Source organism: Streptomyces longhuiensis, from assembly GCF_020616555.1.
Taxonomy (GTDB): Bacteria; Actinomycetota; Actinomycetes; order Streptomycetales; family Streptomycetaceae; genus Streptomyces; species Streptomyces longhuiensis.
Genome location: NZ_CP085173.1, coordinates 3,128,843 through 3,142,497 on the forward strand (window position 1 = coordinate 3,128,843; position 13,655 = coordinate 3,142,497).

The following is a 13,655-nucleotide window of genomic DNA, read 5'->3' on the forward strand; positions in this document are numbered from 1 at the left end:
CCGTAAAGAAAAAGGGGGTGTGCGGAGGTGGGGCGGAGATGCCCTATCGCATTCGCTTGCTCACGAGACTGCTCCCTTGAGGACCAGGACCCCAGGGTGTGCAGGGGTCCGCGCTTGCAGAGCACCTTGCTGTGCACTGCCTGGTCTTCACCCGGGGCACCCCGCCACGGACGGAGGGTTGCCGGACAGCGAGCCGGGGCCTAATCGCTGTCACTCATGACCTGCCGAGAAGTATGCCAGCTGATCGCTTCATCGCAACAGCGTGTCCGCATCCCGGACGGAGAGTGGTGGGGAGGCACCGACCGGCACCTCCCCACCCTGTCTTCCTTACGCGCTCACGCGTTGCTGGCCGCCACCCAGCGCTCCAGCGACCTCTTCGCGGCGCCCGAGTCGATCGACTCGGCGGCGCGGGCCATGCCGGCCCGGATCTGGTCGGTCAGAGGGCCCTCGCCGGGCGTGAGAGCGACGAGCGCCGCCGCCGAGTTGAGGAGGACCGCGTCCCGTACCGGGCCCCTCTCGCCGTCCAGGAGGCGGCGGGCGACCTCCGCGTTGTACGACGCGTCGGCGCCCCGCAGCGCGGACACCGGCACCAGCTCGAGGCCGACGTCCCGCGGGTCGAAGGCCTCCTCGCGCACGGCGCCGTCCCGGACCACCCAGATCCGCGAGGTCGCCGTCGTCGTCAGCTCGTCCAGCCCGTCGTCGCCGCGGAAGACGAGCGACGAGTGACCGCGCTCGGCGAAGACACCGGCCACGATGGGCGCCATCCGCGCGTCGGCGACCCCGACGGCCTGTGCCCGCACCTTGGCCGGGTTGGTCAGCGGACCGAGGAAGTTGAACGTCGTGCGGATGCCCAGCTGGCCGCGCGCCGCCGCCACGTGCCGCAGCGCCGGGTGGAACTTCACGGCGAAGCAGAACGTGATCCCCGCCTCCTCCGCGACCTCGGCCACGCGCTTCGGCGTCAGCTCCAGATTCACGCCGAGCTTCTCCAGGACGTCCGAGGCGCCGGACGCCGACGAGGCGGCGCGGTTGCCGTGCTTGACGACCTTGGCACCCGTACCCGCGATGACGATGGCCGACATCGTGGAGATGTTGACCGTCTTGGCGCCGTCGCCACCCGTGCCGACGATGTCGACCGTGTCGCCCGGGACCTCGATCACGTTCGCGTGCTCGTACATGGACCGTACGAGGCCGGAGATCTCCTCGACGGTCTCGCCCTTGGCGCGCATGGCCACAGCGAACCCGGCGATCTGCACGTCCGTGGCCTCGCCCCGCATGATGCGGTCCATGGCCCAGGCGGTGTCGTCGGCGCTCTGGTCGCGCCCTTCGAGGAGGCCGTTCAGCAGCTGGGGCCAGGAACGGCCCGCCGCGGTATTGCCTCCTGCGGGGGTCACAGCATTCATCTGCCGCTCCTGGTTTTTCGTGTGTAGGGGAACAAGGCCACCCTATCCAGCCCGGAGAGCGGCAAAGAGCCCCGTCCAGTGCCTGGACGGGGCTCTCACCGTGGCGACCATGGGTCCCCCGCTCGAGCGAAGCCGAGAGTGGGGGGTCAGTTCAGGTGATCAGTGGTGGCCGTGGCCGCTGGTGATCTCCTTGTACTCCTCGACAGTCGGCTTGGGGATCTGGCTCTCCTCGCCGTACAGGCCCTCGGAGAGCTTGGCCCGCAGCTTCTCGGTACCGGACACCTTGCGCTCCACACCGTTCTCGTCGACCGTCGGGCCGATCTCGAGCGGCGCGTACTGCTCGTGCGCGGTGAGGGTGTGCAGGGCGTCGGGCCCGAGCGGCTCGTGGACCTCGATGAACTCACCGTGCGGCAGGCGCTTGATGAGGCCGGACTCGCGTCCGTGCAGCACCTTGTCCTTGTCGCGGCGCTGGAGGCCGAGGCAGATCCGCTTGGTGGCGACGAAGACCAGCACGGGCACGACGAAGAACCCGATGCGCACGAACCAGGTGATCGCGTTGATCGACAGGTGGAAGTGCGTGGCCCAGAGGTCGTTACCACCACCGACGAGCAGGACGAAGTACCAGCTGATCCAGGCTGCACCGAACGCGGTCCGGGTCGGGACGTTGCGCGGGCGGTCCAGGATGTGGTGCTCGCGCTTGTCGCCGGTGACCCAGGACTCGATGAACGGGTAGACCGCGATGGCCACCAGGACCAGCGGGAAGATGATCAGCGGGATGAACACACCCAGGACGAGCGTGTGGCCCCAGAGGTTGATCTCCCAGCCCGGCATGAAGCGGATCAGGCCTTCGGAGAAGCCCATGTACCAGTCGGGCTGGGCGCCGGTGGAGACCTGGTCGATCCGGTACGGGCCGATGGCCCAGATCGGGTTGATCGACGCGATCGCGGAGACGACCGCGATGACACCGAAGACCAGGAAGAAGAAGCCACCCGCCTTGGCCATGTAGACCGGCAGCAGCGGCATGCCGACGACGTTCTTGTTCGTCTTTCCGGGGCCCGCGAACTGCGTGTGCTTGTGGTAGAAGACCAGGATCAGGTGGCCGACCACCAGGCCGAGCATGATGCCCGGCAGCAGCAGGATGTGGACCGAGTAGAACCGCGCGACGAAGTCGCCGCCCGGGAACTCGCCGCCGAAGAGGAAGAACGACAGGTACGTGCCGACGATCGGCACGGACAGGACCGCGCCCTCCATGAAGCGGACACCGGTGCCGGAGAGCAGGTCGTCCGGGAGCGAGTAACCGGTGAAGCCGGTGAACATGCCGAGGACGAACAGCAGGAAGCCGAACAGCCAGTTGATCTCACGGGGCTTGCGGAACGCACCCGTGAAGAACACGCGCATCATGTGCACGAACATGCCGGCGAGGAAGATCAGCGCCGCCCAGTGGTGGATCTGCCGGATCAGCAGACCACCGCGCACATCGAAGGAGATGTGCATGGTCGAGTTGAACGCCTCGGACATCAGCTGTCCCTGCAGCGGGACGTAGCTGCCGTGGTACTCCACCTCGTTCATCGACGGGTGGAAGAACAGCGTCAGGTACACACCCGTGAGGATGATGATGATGAAGCTGTAGAGGCAGATCTCACCGAGCATGAAGGACCAGTGGTCCGGGAAGATCTTGCGCATGTTGGCCTTGGCCAGGGAGTAGATCCCGAGCCGGCCGTCCGCCCAGTCGGCTACCCGCTCACCGGCGGGCGCCTTCTCGCGCGAGGACGCGTCGTTGGTCGTCGTAGTGCTCATCCGCGCTCCCAGAAAGCAGGACCGACGGGCTCTGCGAAGTCGCCGAGCGCCTGCAGGTAACCCTCGCCGTTCACGCCGATACGCAGCTGCGGGAGCGCGTGGCCGGCGGGACCGAAGATGACGCGGGCGCCGTCGGAGAGGTCGAAGGTGGACTGGTGACAGGGGCAGAGCACGTGGTGCGTCTGCTGTTCGTACAGGGAGATCGGGCAACCCACGTGGGTGCAGACCTTCGAGTACGCGACGACGCCCTCGTGAGCCCACTCGAGCTCTTGCTTGTCCTTGATGTCCTCCGGCTGGATCCGGACCAGCATCAGGGCGGCCTTGCCCATGACCTGCTGGAAGTCCTCGTCCGTCTCCTCCAGGCCCTCGGGCTTGGCGAAGGTGAGCGAGCCGACCACGATGTCCGAAGGACGCAGCGGCTCGTTCGTGTTCATGTTGACGAGGAGCTTGCCCTTCTTCCACGCGGTGTGCCGGAGCTTGTCCTCCGGCAGCGGACCGAGGTCACGAAGGAGGATGACGCCGGAGAGCGGGACCATGGCGACCGCGCCGAAGAGCGTGTTGCGGATCAGCTTGCGCCGACCGAACTGCGACTCCTTGGCGCCCTGCTTGAAGTCCGCCAGGACCTTCGCCTTGACGTCGGGCTCGGCCGAGATCGCGTGACGGTCGTCGGCCACCTCCACGTCGGACATCAGGGTGCGGGCCCAGTGGACCGCGCCCGCGCCGATGCAGAACAGGGCGACGCCGAGCGTCATACCGAGCGCGAAGTTCAGCGCGCTGATGTGCCCGATCGGCCAGATGTAGACGCTCTTGTCGGCCTTGATCGTCACGTACGAGGCGATGAAGGCGACGGTGGAGAGCATCGAGAGCATGAACAGGAAGGCGACCACGCGCTCGGAGCGCTTGGCGGCCCGCTCGTCGATGTCCTGGATCCGGTGCTCGTGGGGCGGCAGCCCCGGATCGGCGAAGGGGTCGTCCTTCACCGCGACCGAGCCGTGCGGCTGGTCGGCGTCCTGCGCGCTGGGCAGGTTCTCTTCTGGAATCTCTTGGCTACTCATGACTTCTTGGCCTTTGCGGTCCGAGCGGCGACCCAGACGGCGACGGCGACCAGTGCGCCGAGGCCGAAGATCCAGGCGAACAGGCCTTCACTGACCGGGCCGAGCCCGCCCAGGTTCAGACCGCCGGGGCTCTCGGTCTTGCCACCGTTGACCGCGTTGATGTACGCGATGATGTCCTTCTTGCTCTTCTCCGGCATCGTGGTGTCGGGGAAGGACGGCATGTTCTGCGGGCCCGTCTGCATGGCCTCGTAGATGTGCTTCGGGCTCACGCCCTCCAGGCTCGGCGCGAACTTGCCGTGTGTCAGCGCGCCGCCCTCACCGGTGAAGTTGTGGCACTGCGCGCAGTTGGTACGGAACAGCTCGCCACCGTTGGCGATGTCCGCACCCTCCGGGCTGACCTGGTTCTTCGTCGGGACGGTCGGACCGGCACCGAGCGAGGCGACGTACGCCGCGAGCTGGTCGATCTCGGCCTGCGAGTAGATGACCTTCTTCTTCGGGATCTGCGCGCCGGGCTGCTGCGCAGGCATGCGCCCGGTGCCGACCTGGAAGTCGACGGCCGCGGCGCCCACGCCCGTCAGCGGCGGACCGTCAGAGCTGCCCTGACCGCCGGTGCCGTGGCAGCTGGCGCAGCCGACGGCGTAGAGCTTCTTGCCCTCGTCGATGGCGAGGGACTGGGCGGTTTCGTCGGCCTGCGCCTTGCTCGCGGGTGCGAACGCGGCGTACAGCCCCCCGGTGGCCGCCAGCGCGAGGAGTAGGACGACGACCGCCGCCAGCGGATGGCGTCGTCGTGCGGAGAGCTTTTTCACGGATTACCCCGGTGTCAGGATCTTCTGCGTCGGTGCTTGCTGGACGAGTCGGTGCGTCGGGATCGACGTACCGGCTACTTGATCAGGTAGATCGTGGCGAAAAGGCCGATCCAGACGACATCGACGAAGTGCCAGTAATAGGACACGACGATGGCTGCGGTCGCCTGCTCATGGGTGAACTTCCTGGCCGCGTATGTGCGGCCGAGGACGAACAGGAAGGCGATGAGGCCACCTGTCACGTGCAGTCCATGGAAGCCAGTCGTCAGGTAGAACACCGAGCCGTACGGGTCGGAGGACAGCGAGAGACCGTCCTTCTTGACCAGCTCGGTGTACTCGAAGATCTGACCGCCGATGAAGATCGCACCCATGATGAAGGTGACGATGAACCATGTCCTGAGCTTCTTCACATCCCCGCGCTCGGCGGCGAACACGCCGAGCTGACAGGTCAGTGAGGAGAGCACCAGGATCGTGGTGTTCGTCGCTGAGAACGGAACGTTCAGCGACTCGGCCATTTCCTTCCAGTGATCTGGCCCGGTCACCGATCGCAGGGTGAAGTACATCGCGAAGAGGGCCGCGAAGAACATCAGCTCGGAACTCAGCCAGATGATGGTTCCGACGCTGGTGAGGTTCGGCCGATTGACCGACGGGTGCGCGTGCCCGGTTTCTACTGTCGTTGCTGTCGCCACGACCGACATTATGTCGGTCGCTTATCTCGCGCTCACTCCGGGGGGTGCCGTTCGGAGTGTCTGTGGGGTGTGTCCAGCCCGTATGGCCCATCGGGGCGGTGTCCGAACCGGTGTTGACGGGGTGTCGGGAGGAGTAGGCTCCGCGCAACGCTTCCCCACCTTGATGAGTCAAAGACGCCGAAGTCTCGGAGGAACGATGCAGTCGACCGCGACGGTCCTGGTCTACAGCGACAACGCAAGCACCCGCGAACAGGTCCGCCTCGCGACCGGGCGCAGGCCCGCCGCCGACGCCCCCGAGGTCGAGTTCGTCGAGTGCGCCACGCTCCCGGCCGTCCTCAAGGAGCTGGACCGCGGCGGCATCGACGTCTGCGTCCTGGACGGCGAGGCCGTTCCCGCGGGCGGCATGGGCGTCTGCCGGCAGATCAAGGACGAGATCTTCCACTGCCCGCCGGTGCTGCTCCTGATGGGCCGCCCGCAGGACGCCTGGCTGGCCACCTGGAGCCGTGCCGAGGCCGCTGTGACGCTGCCGGTCGACCCGGTCGAGCTCGCGGGCGCACTGGCCTCTCTGCTGCGCTCGCGGCGCGCCGTGGAGGCGTAGGGCGCTTCGGTACGCCGAAAGGGCGATCCGCAGCTCTGCCGCGGGTCGCCCCTTCCGTGTGTGGTCCGGAGTCAGAAGTCTCACACCTCGGGGCTCAGTCGGGCCGCCTGGACGCCGCTGCGGCCGCCGTCCGTCGCGGCCGCCTGTATGGCGCTGCCCTTCTCCCAGTTCTTCCAGCTGAGGTTCCAGTCGCCGAAGCCGTTCCCGAACGGGTCCATTTGGGCGCCGTTGCTGTTGACGACCTTCACGATGTCGCCGGTGCGGACGGTGTTGAAGAACCACTCGGCGTTGCTGGTGCTCATGCCGGTGCAGCCGTGGCTGACGTTGGCGTATCCCTGGGAGCCCGCGGACCAGGGGGCGGCGTGCACGTATTCGCCGCTCCAGGTCACCCGGGTCGCGTAGTACACGTCCATGTCGTACGACTCCGACGAGCCCTCGGCGATGCCGATGCTGGTGCTGCGCATCCGTACGAGGGCTTCCTTGCCGAGTACGACCTTGACGCCGTTGCGGGTCTCGAAGCCGGGCTTGCCGGTGGTGACGGGGATCGTGTTGATCACGCGGCCGTTGCGGTAGACCGTCATCTGGTGCGAGGCGGCGTCGGTCACGGCCTCTATTCGGTCACCTATGGTGAGGCGGAGGGGCTTGGAGTCGCCGCCCCAGAGGCGGTCGCCGACCTTGATGCCGTTGAGGGTGCTGTGCGCCTCCACGGTGGCGCCTGCGGGCCAGTACTCCTCGGGGCGGTAGTGCAGCGTCTTGTCGTCCACCCAGGTCCAGGAGCCCGCCACTGCGGGCTCCGAGTCGACCTTCAGGGCCCTCTCGACGACGGCCCGTGCGGCCTTGTCCTTGACGGGGGCGCTGAGTGCGGCGGTGACGGGCTGTCCGACGCCGTACTTCCCGGCATCGGGGCCGAAGGTGACCTTCAGGGCCTTGTTCTTGCCCGCGTGGCCCGTGTCGAAGGTGAGGACCTTGCGGCCCGGCTCGCCGTCCTCGTCCTCGGTGCTCACGTGCACCGTGTAGTGGGCGTCAGCGGCGAGCGGGGCGGTGCTGTGCCACCTGCTTCCGTCGGCGGACAGTTCGCCCGCGACATAGCGGCCTATGGAATCGGTGGCGGTGACATCGGTGATGCGTGCCTCGTCGCCCTCCGAGGTGATTTCTATGGGCTTGTTCGGGTCGGCCTTCTTGCTCCCGGACTCCCCGCTGAAGCTGATCTCGCTCGCTGCGTCGTACGGCTTGGCGGTGAGCGGGTGACTGGAGCCGCCGCAGGCCGTGACGCTCGCACCGAGTGCGGTCACCAGCAGAGTGCAGCCCATTACCGTGCGAATTCTCGGTGAGTTGTTCATGAGCAACACGGTATGAACCCTGGTCGCTCGCGGCGCGTCGATTGGGCCGTCCGAGGCACGGCCGGCGCGGGGCACGGGAAAGGGCCCGGACACTCCATCAGGAATGTCCGGGCCCTTCGGCGTCGGCCGGGCCCTACTGGGTCCGGTTCTCGCCGCGGTAGTACTCGAAGACCCAGCCCCACAGGCCGATCAGGATGATCGGGGCCGAGAAGTACATCAGCCACCAGCCGAAGATGACGCCCATGAAACCGAGGGCACCACCGATGGCCAGGGCAAGCGGCTGCCAGCTGTGCGGGCTGAAGAAGCCCACGTCACCGGCGTCGTCCGCGACATCGGCCTCCTTGTTGTCCTGCGCACCGGTGTCGAGCCGCCGGGCCGTGAAGGCCAGGTAGTAGCCGACCATGATGCACAGGCCGAAGGCCAGGAAGAGCGCCGTGGTTCCGGCGGGCTCCTTCGACCACACGCCGTAGACGATCGCCATGGCGAGCACGAAGACGCTCAGCCAGATGAACATCTTGCCTTGGACCTTCACTTGCCGGCCTCCTTGCCACCGGAGAGAGCGTTGCCCCCGTGGCCGCCGTTCTGGAGCTGGTCCATCGCGGCGATCTCCGGGTGGTGCAGGTCGAACGCCGGCGATTCACTGCGAATGCGCGGCAGGGTGAGGAAGTTGTGCCGCGGCGGCGGGCAGGACGTCGCCCATTCGAGCGAACGGCCGTAGCCCCACGGGTCGTCGACCTCGACCTTCTTGCCGTACTTGGCGGTCTTCCACACGTTGTAGAAGAACGGCAGGATCGACAGACCGAGCAGGAACGAGGAGATCGTCGAGATCGTGTTCAGCGCGGTGAAGCCGTCGGCCGCGAGGTAGTCCGCGTAACGACGCGGCATGCCCTCGACGCCCAGCCAGTGCTGCACCAGGAACGTGCCGTGGAAGCCGATGAACAGCGTCCAGAACGTGATCTTGCCGAGCCGCTCGTCGAGCATCTTGCCCGTGAACTTCGGCCACCAGAAGTGGAATCCGGCGAACATCGCGAAGACCACGGTGCCGAAGACGACGTAGTGGAAGTGCGCGACGACGAAGTACGAGTCCGAGACGTGGAAGTCCAGCGGCGGGGCCGCCAGGATGACGCCGGTCAGACCACCGAAGACGAAGGTGATCAGGAAGCCGATCGTCCAGAGCATCGGTGTCTCGAAGGACAGCGATCCCTTCCACATCGTGCCGATCCAGTTGAAGAACTTCACGCCTGTCGGTACGGCGATGAGGAACGTCATGAAGGAGAAGAACGGCAACAGCACGCCACCGGTGACGTACATGTGGTGCGCCCACACGGTCACGGAGAGACCCGCGATCGCGATGGTCGCGCCGATCAGACCCGAGTAACCGAACATCGGCTTTCTCGAGAACACCGGGATCACTTCGGAAATGATTCCGAAGAATGGCAACGCGATGATGTACACCTCTGGATGGCCGAAGAACCAGAAGAGGTGTTGCCATAGCAAGGCGCCGCCATTACTGGCGTCGAACACATGAGCACCGAACTTGCGGTCCGCCTCCAGGGCGAACAGCGCGGCGGCCAGGACCGGGAAGGCCAGCAGGACCAGTACACCGGTCAGTAGCACGTTCCACACGAAGATCGGCATACGGAACATCGTCATGCCGGGTGCGCGCATGCAGATGATCGTGGTGATGAAGTTGACCGAGCCGAGGATCGTGCCGAAGCCGGAGAAGGCCAGACCCATGATCCACATGTCGGCGCCGATGCCCGGCGAGCGGACGGCGTCCGAGAGCGGGCTGTAGGCGAACCAGCCGAAGTCGGCCGCACCCTGCGGGGTGAGGAAGCCGCCGACCGCGATGAGCGAGCCGAAGAGGTAGAGCCAGTACGCGAACATGTTCAGCCGCGGGAACGCCACGTCGGGCGCGCCGATCTGCAGCGGCATGATCCAGTTCGCGAATCCGGCGAACAGCGGCGTCGCGAACATCAGCAGCATGATCGTGCCGTGCATCGTGAACGCCTGGTTGAACTGCTCGTTCGACATGATCTGGTTGCCGGGACGAGCGAGTTCGGCGCGCATGAAGAGCGCCATGAGTCCGCCGATGCAGAAGAACGCGAACGACGTGACCAGGTAGAGCGTGCCGATCGTCTTGTGGTCAGTGGTGGTCAGCCACTTGACGACGACATTCCCCGGCTGCTTGCGCCTGACCGGCAGCTCGTTCTCGTACGAGTCGTCAGCTGCGGCGGCACCCTGGGGTTCGTTGAGGATGCTCACAGGTTGTTCGTCTCCCGGTTCTTCTCGTGGCTCGTCTGCGCGATGCCGGACGGGATGTAACCGGTCTGCCCCTTCTTCGCGAGGTCCTTGAGGTGCTGCTGGTAGCGCTCAGGAGAGACGACCTTCACGTTGAACAGCATGCGCGAGTGGTCGACGCCGCAGAGCTCGGCGCACTTGCCCAGGAAGGTGCCCTCCCGGTTGGGAGTCACCTCGAAGGCATTGGTGTGGCCCGGAATGACGTCCTGCTTCATCAGGAACGGCACCACCCAGAAGTCGTGGATGACGTCGCGCGAGGTGAGGACGAACCGGACCTTCTCGCCCTTGGGGAGCCAGAGGGTGGGGCCGGGGTTCTTCGTCTGCGGGTTCCTCGAGGCCGGCGTGCCGGCCTCGTAGACGCCACCGGCGTTCGCCGGGAAGTCCTCGATGAAGCGGTCCGGAATGCCGGCCAGTTCCTTCGAGGTCTTCGCGTCACCCGTGGAGCCGGGCACGTTCTCGACGTAGTTGAAGCCCCAGCTCCACTGATAGCCGACCACGTTGATGGTGTGGGCCGGCTTGTCGGCGAGGCTGAGGAGCTTCGACTCGTCTCGTGCCGTGAAGTAGAAGAGGACCGAGACGATGATGAGCGGTACAACCGTGTACAGCGCCTCTAGCGGCATGTTGTACCGCGTCTGCGTTGGTACCTCGATCTTGGTGCGGCTGCGCCGGTGGAAGATGATGCTCCACAGGATCAGGCCCCAGACAAGGACACCCGTGGCGAGCGCTGCCGCCCACGAGCCCTGCCAGAGGGAGAGGATCCTGGGACCTTCTTCCGTAACCGGGGTCGGCATACCAAGACGAGGGAAGTCCTTGTATGTGCAACCAGTAGCGGTTACCAGGATCAGGCCCGCAGTCAGCACCTGCGGCAGCTTCCGCCGCATCGGGCGCCGCGACGAGCGGTCGGAGCCGTTGGGACTCACGTAGCGCCTTCCCGAGAGTCTCGCCCGCGCTGGTTGGCTACGGCCGTCTCGCTGGTCGCTCGCCGCCCTGGCACACGGGCAGGGGTTTGGATGTTTATGCGGACCAAACCCTACTGGACGCTATTTGGGGTCGCGCGGGGAGGGTGCCTAACGCGCCGCGGGTCACTCAGAAGGGGTGGAACTTGCTGTTCCGGGGGGATCTGACGGGGGATCGGGGGGATGTCCGGTGGGTGCGGGCGCTGGTGGTCCGGCCGGCGCGCGCTCCGGGTGGCGGCTCGCGCCGTCCTCCGCGCCCCTGGCCCGACGTCGCGCTCACCCGGGGCTTTACCGTTGCGGTGTGTCCTACTTCGACGCTGCCTCCTCCGCTCCCCTGCACCCCGTGGCCCGGCAGGCGCTGCTCGCCTCGCTGGACGAGGGGTGGGCCGACCCCGCCCGGCTCTACCGCGAGGGGAGGCGGGCCCGGCTGCTCCTGGACGCGGCCCGTGAGGCCGCCGCGGACGCCGTGGGCTGCCGCCCGGACGAGCTTGTTTTCACCCCTTCGGGGACGCGTGCCGTACATGCGGGAATCTCCGGCGCGCTCGCGGGACGTCGGCGTGTCGGCCGGCATCTGGTGGTTTCCGCGGTCGAGCACTCCTCGGTACTCCATTCGGCTGCCGCGCTGGAGGCCGACGGCGGTTCGGTGACCGAGGTGGGCGTGGACCGGGCCGGTGCCGTCTCCCCCGCCGCGTACGCCGATGCGCTCAGACAGGACACGGCGCTCGCCTGTCTCCAGTCCGCCAACCACGAGGTGGGGACGGTGCAGCCGGTGGCCGAGGTCGCCGCGGCGTGCCGGGTCGCCGGGGTGCCGCTGCTCGTGGACGCGGCGCAGTCGCTCGCGTGGGGGCCGGTCGAGGGCGACTGGTCGCTGCTCGCGGGCAGCGCGCACAAGTGGGGCGGCCCGGCGGGCGTCGGGCTGCTCGTCGTGCGCAAGGGGGTGCGGTTCGCGGCCCAAGGCCCGGCCGACGAGCGGGAGTCGGGGCGTGCGGCCGGGTTCGAGAACATTCCGGCCGTCGTGGCGGCGGCGGCCTCGCTGCGGGCGGTGCGGGCCGAGGCCGCCGAGGAGGACGCGCGGCTGCGGGAGTTGACGGAGCGGATCCGGGCCCGGGTGCCGGGGCTCGTGCCCGATGTCGAGGTGGTGGGCGACCCGGTGCGGCGGCTGCCGCACGTGGTGACCTTCTCCTGTCTCTATGTCGACGGAGAGACTCTGCTGCACGAGCTGGACCGGGCCGGTTTCTCCGTTTCGTCCGGCTCGTCGTGCACGAGCAGCACACTGACGCCGAGCCATGTGCTCAAGGCGATGGGGGTGCTGAGCGAGGGGAACGTACGGGTGTCGCTGCCGCTCGGGACGGCCGGGGACGACGTCGAACAGTTCCTCGGGGTGCTGCCGGGGACGGTGGCGTCGGTACGGGAGCGGCTGGGGGCGACGGCGGTGACCGCGCCCGCCCCCGCGCCGGAGAGTGCGCCCTCGCTCGTGGTCGACGCGCTCGGCAAGCGGTGCCCGATCCCCGTCATCGAGCTGGCGAAGGTGATCGGGGACGTGCCGGTGGGCGGGACCGTGACCGTGCTAGCCGACGACGAGGCGGCGCGGCTCGACATCCCGGCGTGGTGCGAGATGCGGAGCCAGGAGTACGTCGGGGAGGAGCCGGCGGAGCGCGGTACCGCCTATGTGGTCCGCCGGCTCTCCTGACGCGACTACTTCAGGTGCTCCTTGACCTCGGCCGCGGCCTCGTGGCCGTACGCCTTGGTGAAGCGGTCCATGAAGTGGCCGCGGCGCAGCTGGTACTCCTGCGTGCCGAGGGTCTCGATGACCAGCGTGGCGAGCATGCAGCCGACCTGGGCGGCGCGCTCGTGACCGACGCCCCAGGCCAGGCCGGACAGGAAGCCCGCGCGGAACGCGTCGCCGACGCCGGTCGGGTCGACCTTGGCCTCCTCCTCGGCACAGCCGACCTCGATCGGGTCCTCGCCGACGCTCTCGATGCGGACGCCGCGCGAGCCGAGGGTCGTGACGCGGTGGCCGACCTTGCCGAGGATCTCCTCGTCGGTCCAGCCGGTCTTGCTCTCGATGAGGCCCTTCTCGTACTCGTTCGAGAAGAGGTACGTCGCGCCGTCCAGGAGCGTGCGGATCTCGTCGCCGTTCATCCGGGCGATCTGCTGCGAGAAGTCCGCGGCGAACGGGATGGAGCGCGAGCGGCACTCCTCCGTGTGACGGAGCATGCCCTCCGGGTCGTCAGCGCCGATCAGCACCAGGTCGAGGCCGCCGACGCGCTCGGCGACGGACTGCAGCTCGATGAGGCGGGCCTCGCTCATGGCGCCCGTGTAGAAGGAGCCGATCTGGTTGTGGTCGGCGTCCGTGGTGCAGACGAAGCGGGCCGTGTGCAGGACCTCGGAGATGCGGACGGAGTCGGTGTCCACGCCGTGCCGGTCGAGCCAGGCGCGGTACTCGTCGAAGTCGGAGCCCGCGGCGCCGACCAGGATCGGGTCCGTCCCGAGCTGCCCCATGCCGAACGCGATGTTCGCGCCGACACCGCCCCGGCGGACGTCGAGGTTGTCGACGAGGAAGGAGAGGGAGACCGTGTGCAGCTGATCCGCGACCAGCTGGTCGGCGAAGCGGCCGGGGAAGGTCATGAGGTGGTCGGTGGCGATGGAGCCGGTGACTGCGATACGCACGGCGTGGTCACGTCTTCCTGAGCGGAGGGGGTTGACGCTTTACGCT

Annotated in this window: 12 protein-coding genes and 1 riboswitch; of the genes, 2 read left to right on the forward strand and 10 right to left on the reverse strand. The window is 67.5% G+C overall.

The window, feature by feature from the left end:
• Positions 1 to 105: 105 nt before the first annotated feature.
• Positions 106 to 222: riboswitch (SAM riboswitch) on the reverse strand.
• A 113-nt stretch (positions 223 to 335) separates the two neighbouring features.
• The 5 genes from trpD to ctaE all read right to left on the reverse strand — a co-directional run bounded on the left by trpD (position 336) and on the right by ctaE (position 5,753).
• Positions 336 to 1,400 (reverse strand): anthranilate phosphoribosyltransferase, encoded by a 1,065-nt coding sequence (trpD, locus tag LGI35_RS14640; protein ID WP_227294281.1) that lies wholly within the window; start codon positions 1,398 to 1,400, stop codon positions 336 to 338.
• A 159-nt stretch (positions 1,401 to 1,559) separates the two neighbouring features.
• Entirely contained in the window at positions 1,560 to 3,197 is a 1,638-nt protein-coding gene (gene qcrB, locus LGI35_RS14645) for a cytochrome bc1 complex cytochrome b subunit (protein ID WP_227294282.1), read from the reverse strand.
• The gene (gene qcrA, locus LGI35_RS14650) at positions 3,194 to 4,252 is read right to left on the reverse strand and encodes a cytochrome bc1 complex Rieske iron-sulfur subunit (protein WP_227294283.1); all 1,059 of its coding nucleotides are present in this window, start codon (positions 4,250 to 4,252) and stop codon (positions 3,194 to 3,196) included. Before qcrA ends, qcrB begins: the two co-directional genes overlap by 4 nt.
• Positions 4,249 to 5,058, reverse strand: a complete 810-nt coding sequence (gene qcrC, locus LGI35_RS14655; protein ID WP_227294284.1) for a cytochrome bc1 complex diheme cytochrome c subunit — start codon at positions 5,056 to 5,058, stop codon at positions 4,249 to 4,251. The genes qcrA and qcrC overlap by 4 nt, the downstream gene beginning before the upstream one ends.
• 74 nt (positions 5,059 to 5,132) lie before the next feature.
• On the reverse strand, positions 5,133 to 5,753 hold the full coding sequence (gene ctaE / locus LGI35_RS14660; RefSeq protein WP_100592161.1) for an aa3-type cytochrome oxidase subunit III: 621 nt from the start codon (positions 5,751 to 5,753) through the stop codon (positions 5,133 to 5,135).
• A gap of 187 nt (positions 5,754 to 5,940) precedes the next feature.
• Between ctaE and LGI35_RS14665 the strand changes: the two genes are divergently transcribed.
• The gene (locus LGI35_RS14665; protein ID WP_227294285.1) at positions 5,941 to 6,342 is read left to right on the forward strand and encodes a DNA-binding transcriptional response regulator; all 402 of its coding nucleotides are present in this window, start codon (positions 5,941 to 5,943) and stop codon (positions 6,340 to 6,342) included.
• A gap of 80 nt (positions 6,343 to 6,422) precedes the next feature.
• Here the strand turns inward: LGI35_RS14665 and LGI35_RS14670 are convergent, their stop codons facing one another.
• The 4 genes from LGI35_RS14670 to ctaC form a co-directional block, all read right to left on the reverse strand.
• Complete coding sequence (locus LGI35_RS14670; RefSeq protein ID WP_227294286.1) at positions 6,423 to 7,682, reverse strand: L,D-transpeptidase; 1,260 nt, start codon at positions 7,680 to 7,682, stop codon at positions 6,423 to 6,425.
• Positions 7,683 to 7,815: 133 nt separating this feature from the next.
• Positions 7,816 to 8,214 (reverse strand): cytochrome c oxidase subunit 4, encoded by a 399-nt coding sequence (locus LGI35_RS14675; RefSeq protein WP_227294287.1) that lies wholly within the window; start codon positions 8,212 to 8,214, stop codon positions 7,816 to 7,818.
• Complete coding sequence (ctaD, locus tag LGI35_RS14680) at positions 8,211 to 9,947, reverse strand: aa3-type cytochrome oxidase subunit I (protein WP_116502518.1); 1,737 nt, start codon at positions 9,945 to 9,947, stop codon at positions 8,211 to 8,213. The genes LGI35_RS14675 and ctaD overlap by 4 nt, the downstream gene beginning before the upstream one ends.
• On the reverse strand, positions 9,944 to 10,903 hold the full coding sequence (gene ctaC / locus LGI35_RS14685; RefSeq protein ID WP_227294288.1) for an aa3-type cytochrome oxidase subunit II: 960 nt from the start codon (positions 10,901 to 10,903) through the stop codon (positions 9,944 to 9,946). The genes ctaD and ctaC overlap by 4 nt, the downstream gene beginning before the upstream one ends.
• Positions 10,904 to 11,240: 337 nt before the next feature.
• On the opposite strand from ctaC, the gene LGI35_RS14690 reads away from it, so the two are divergent.
• On the forward strand, positions 11,241 to 12,629 hold the full coding sequence (locus tag LGI35_RS14690) for a cysteine desulfurase/sulfurtransferase TusA family protein (protein WP_227294289.1): 1,389 nt from the start codon (positions 11,241 to 11,243) through the stop codon (positions 12,627 to 12,629).
• A gap of 5 nt (positions 12,630 to 12,634) precedes the next feature.
• Here the strand turns inward: LGI35_RS14690 and LGI35_RS14695 are convergent, their stop codons facing one another.
• Entirely contained in the window at positions 12,635 to 13,609 is a 975-nt protein-coding gene (locus tag LGI35_RS14695) for a carbohydrate kinase family protein (RefSeq protein ID WP_227294290.1), read from the reverse strand.
• Between the last annotated feature and the right edge of the window lie 46 nt (positions 13,610 to 13,655).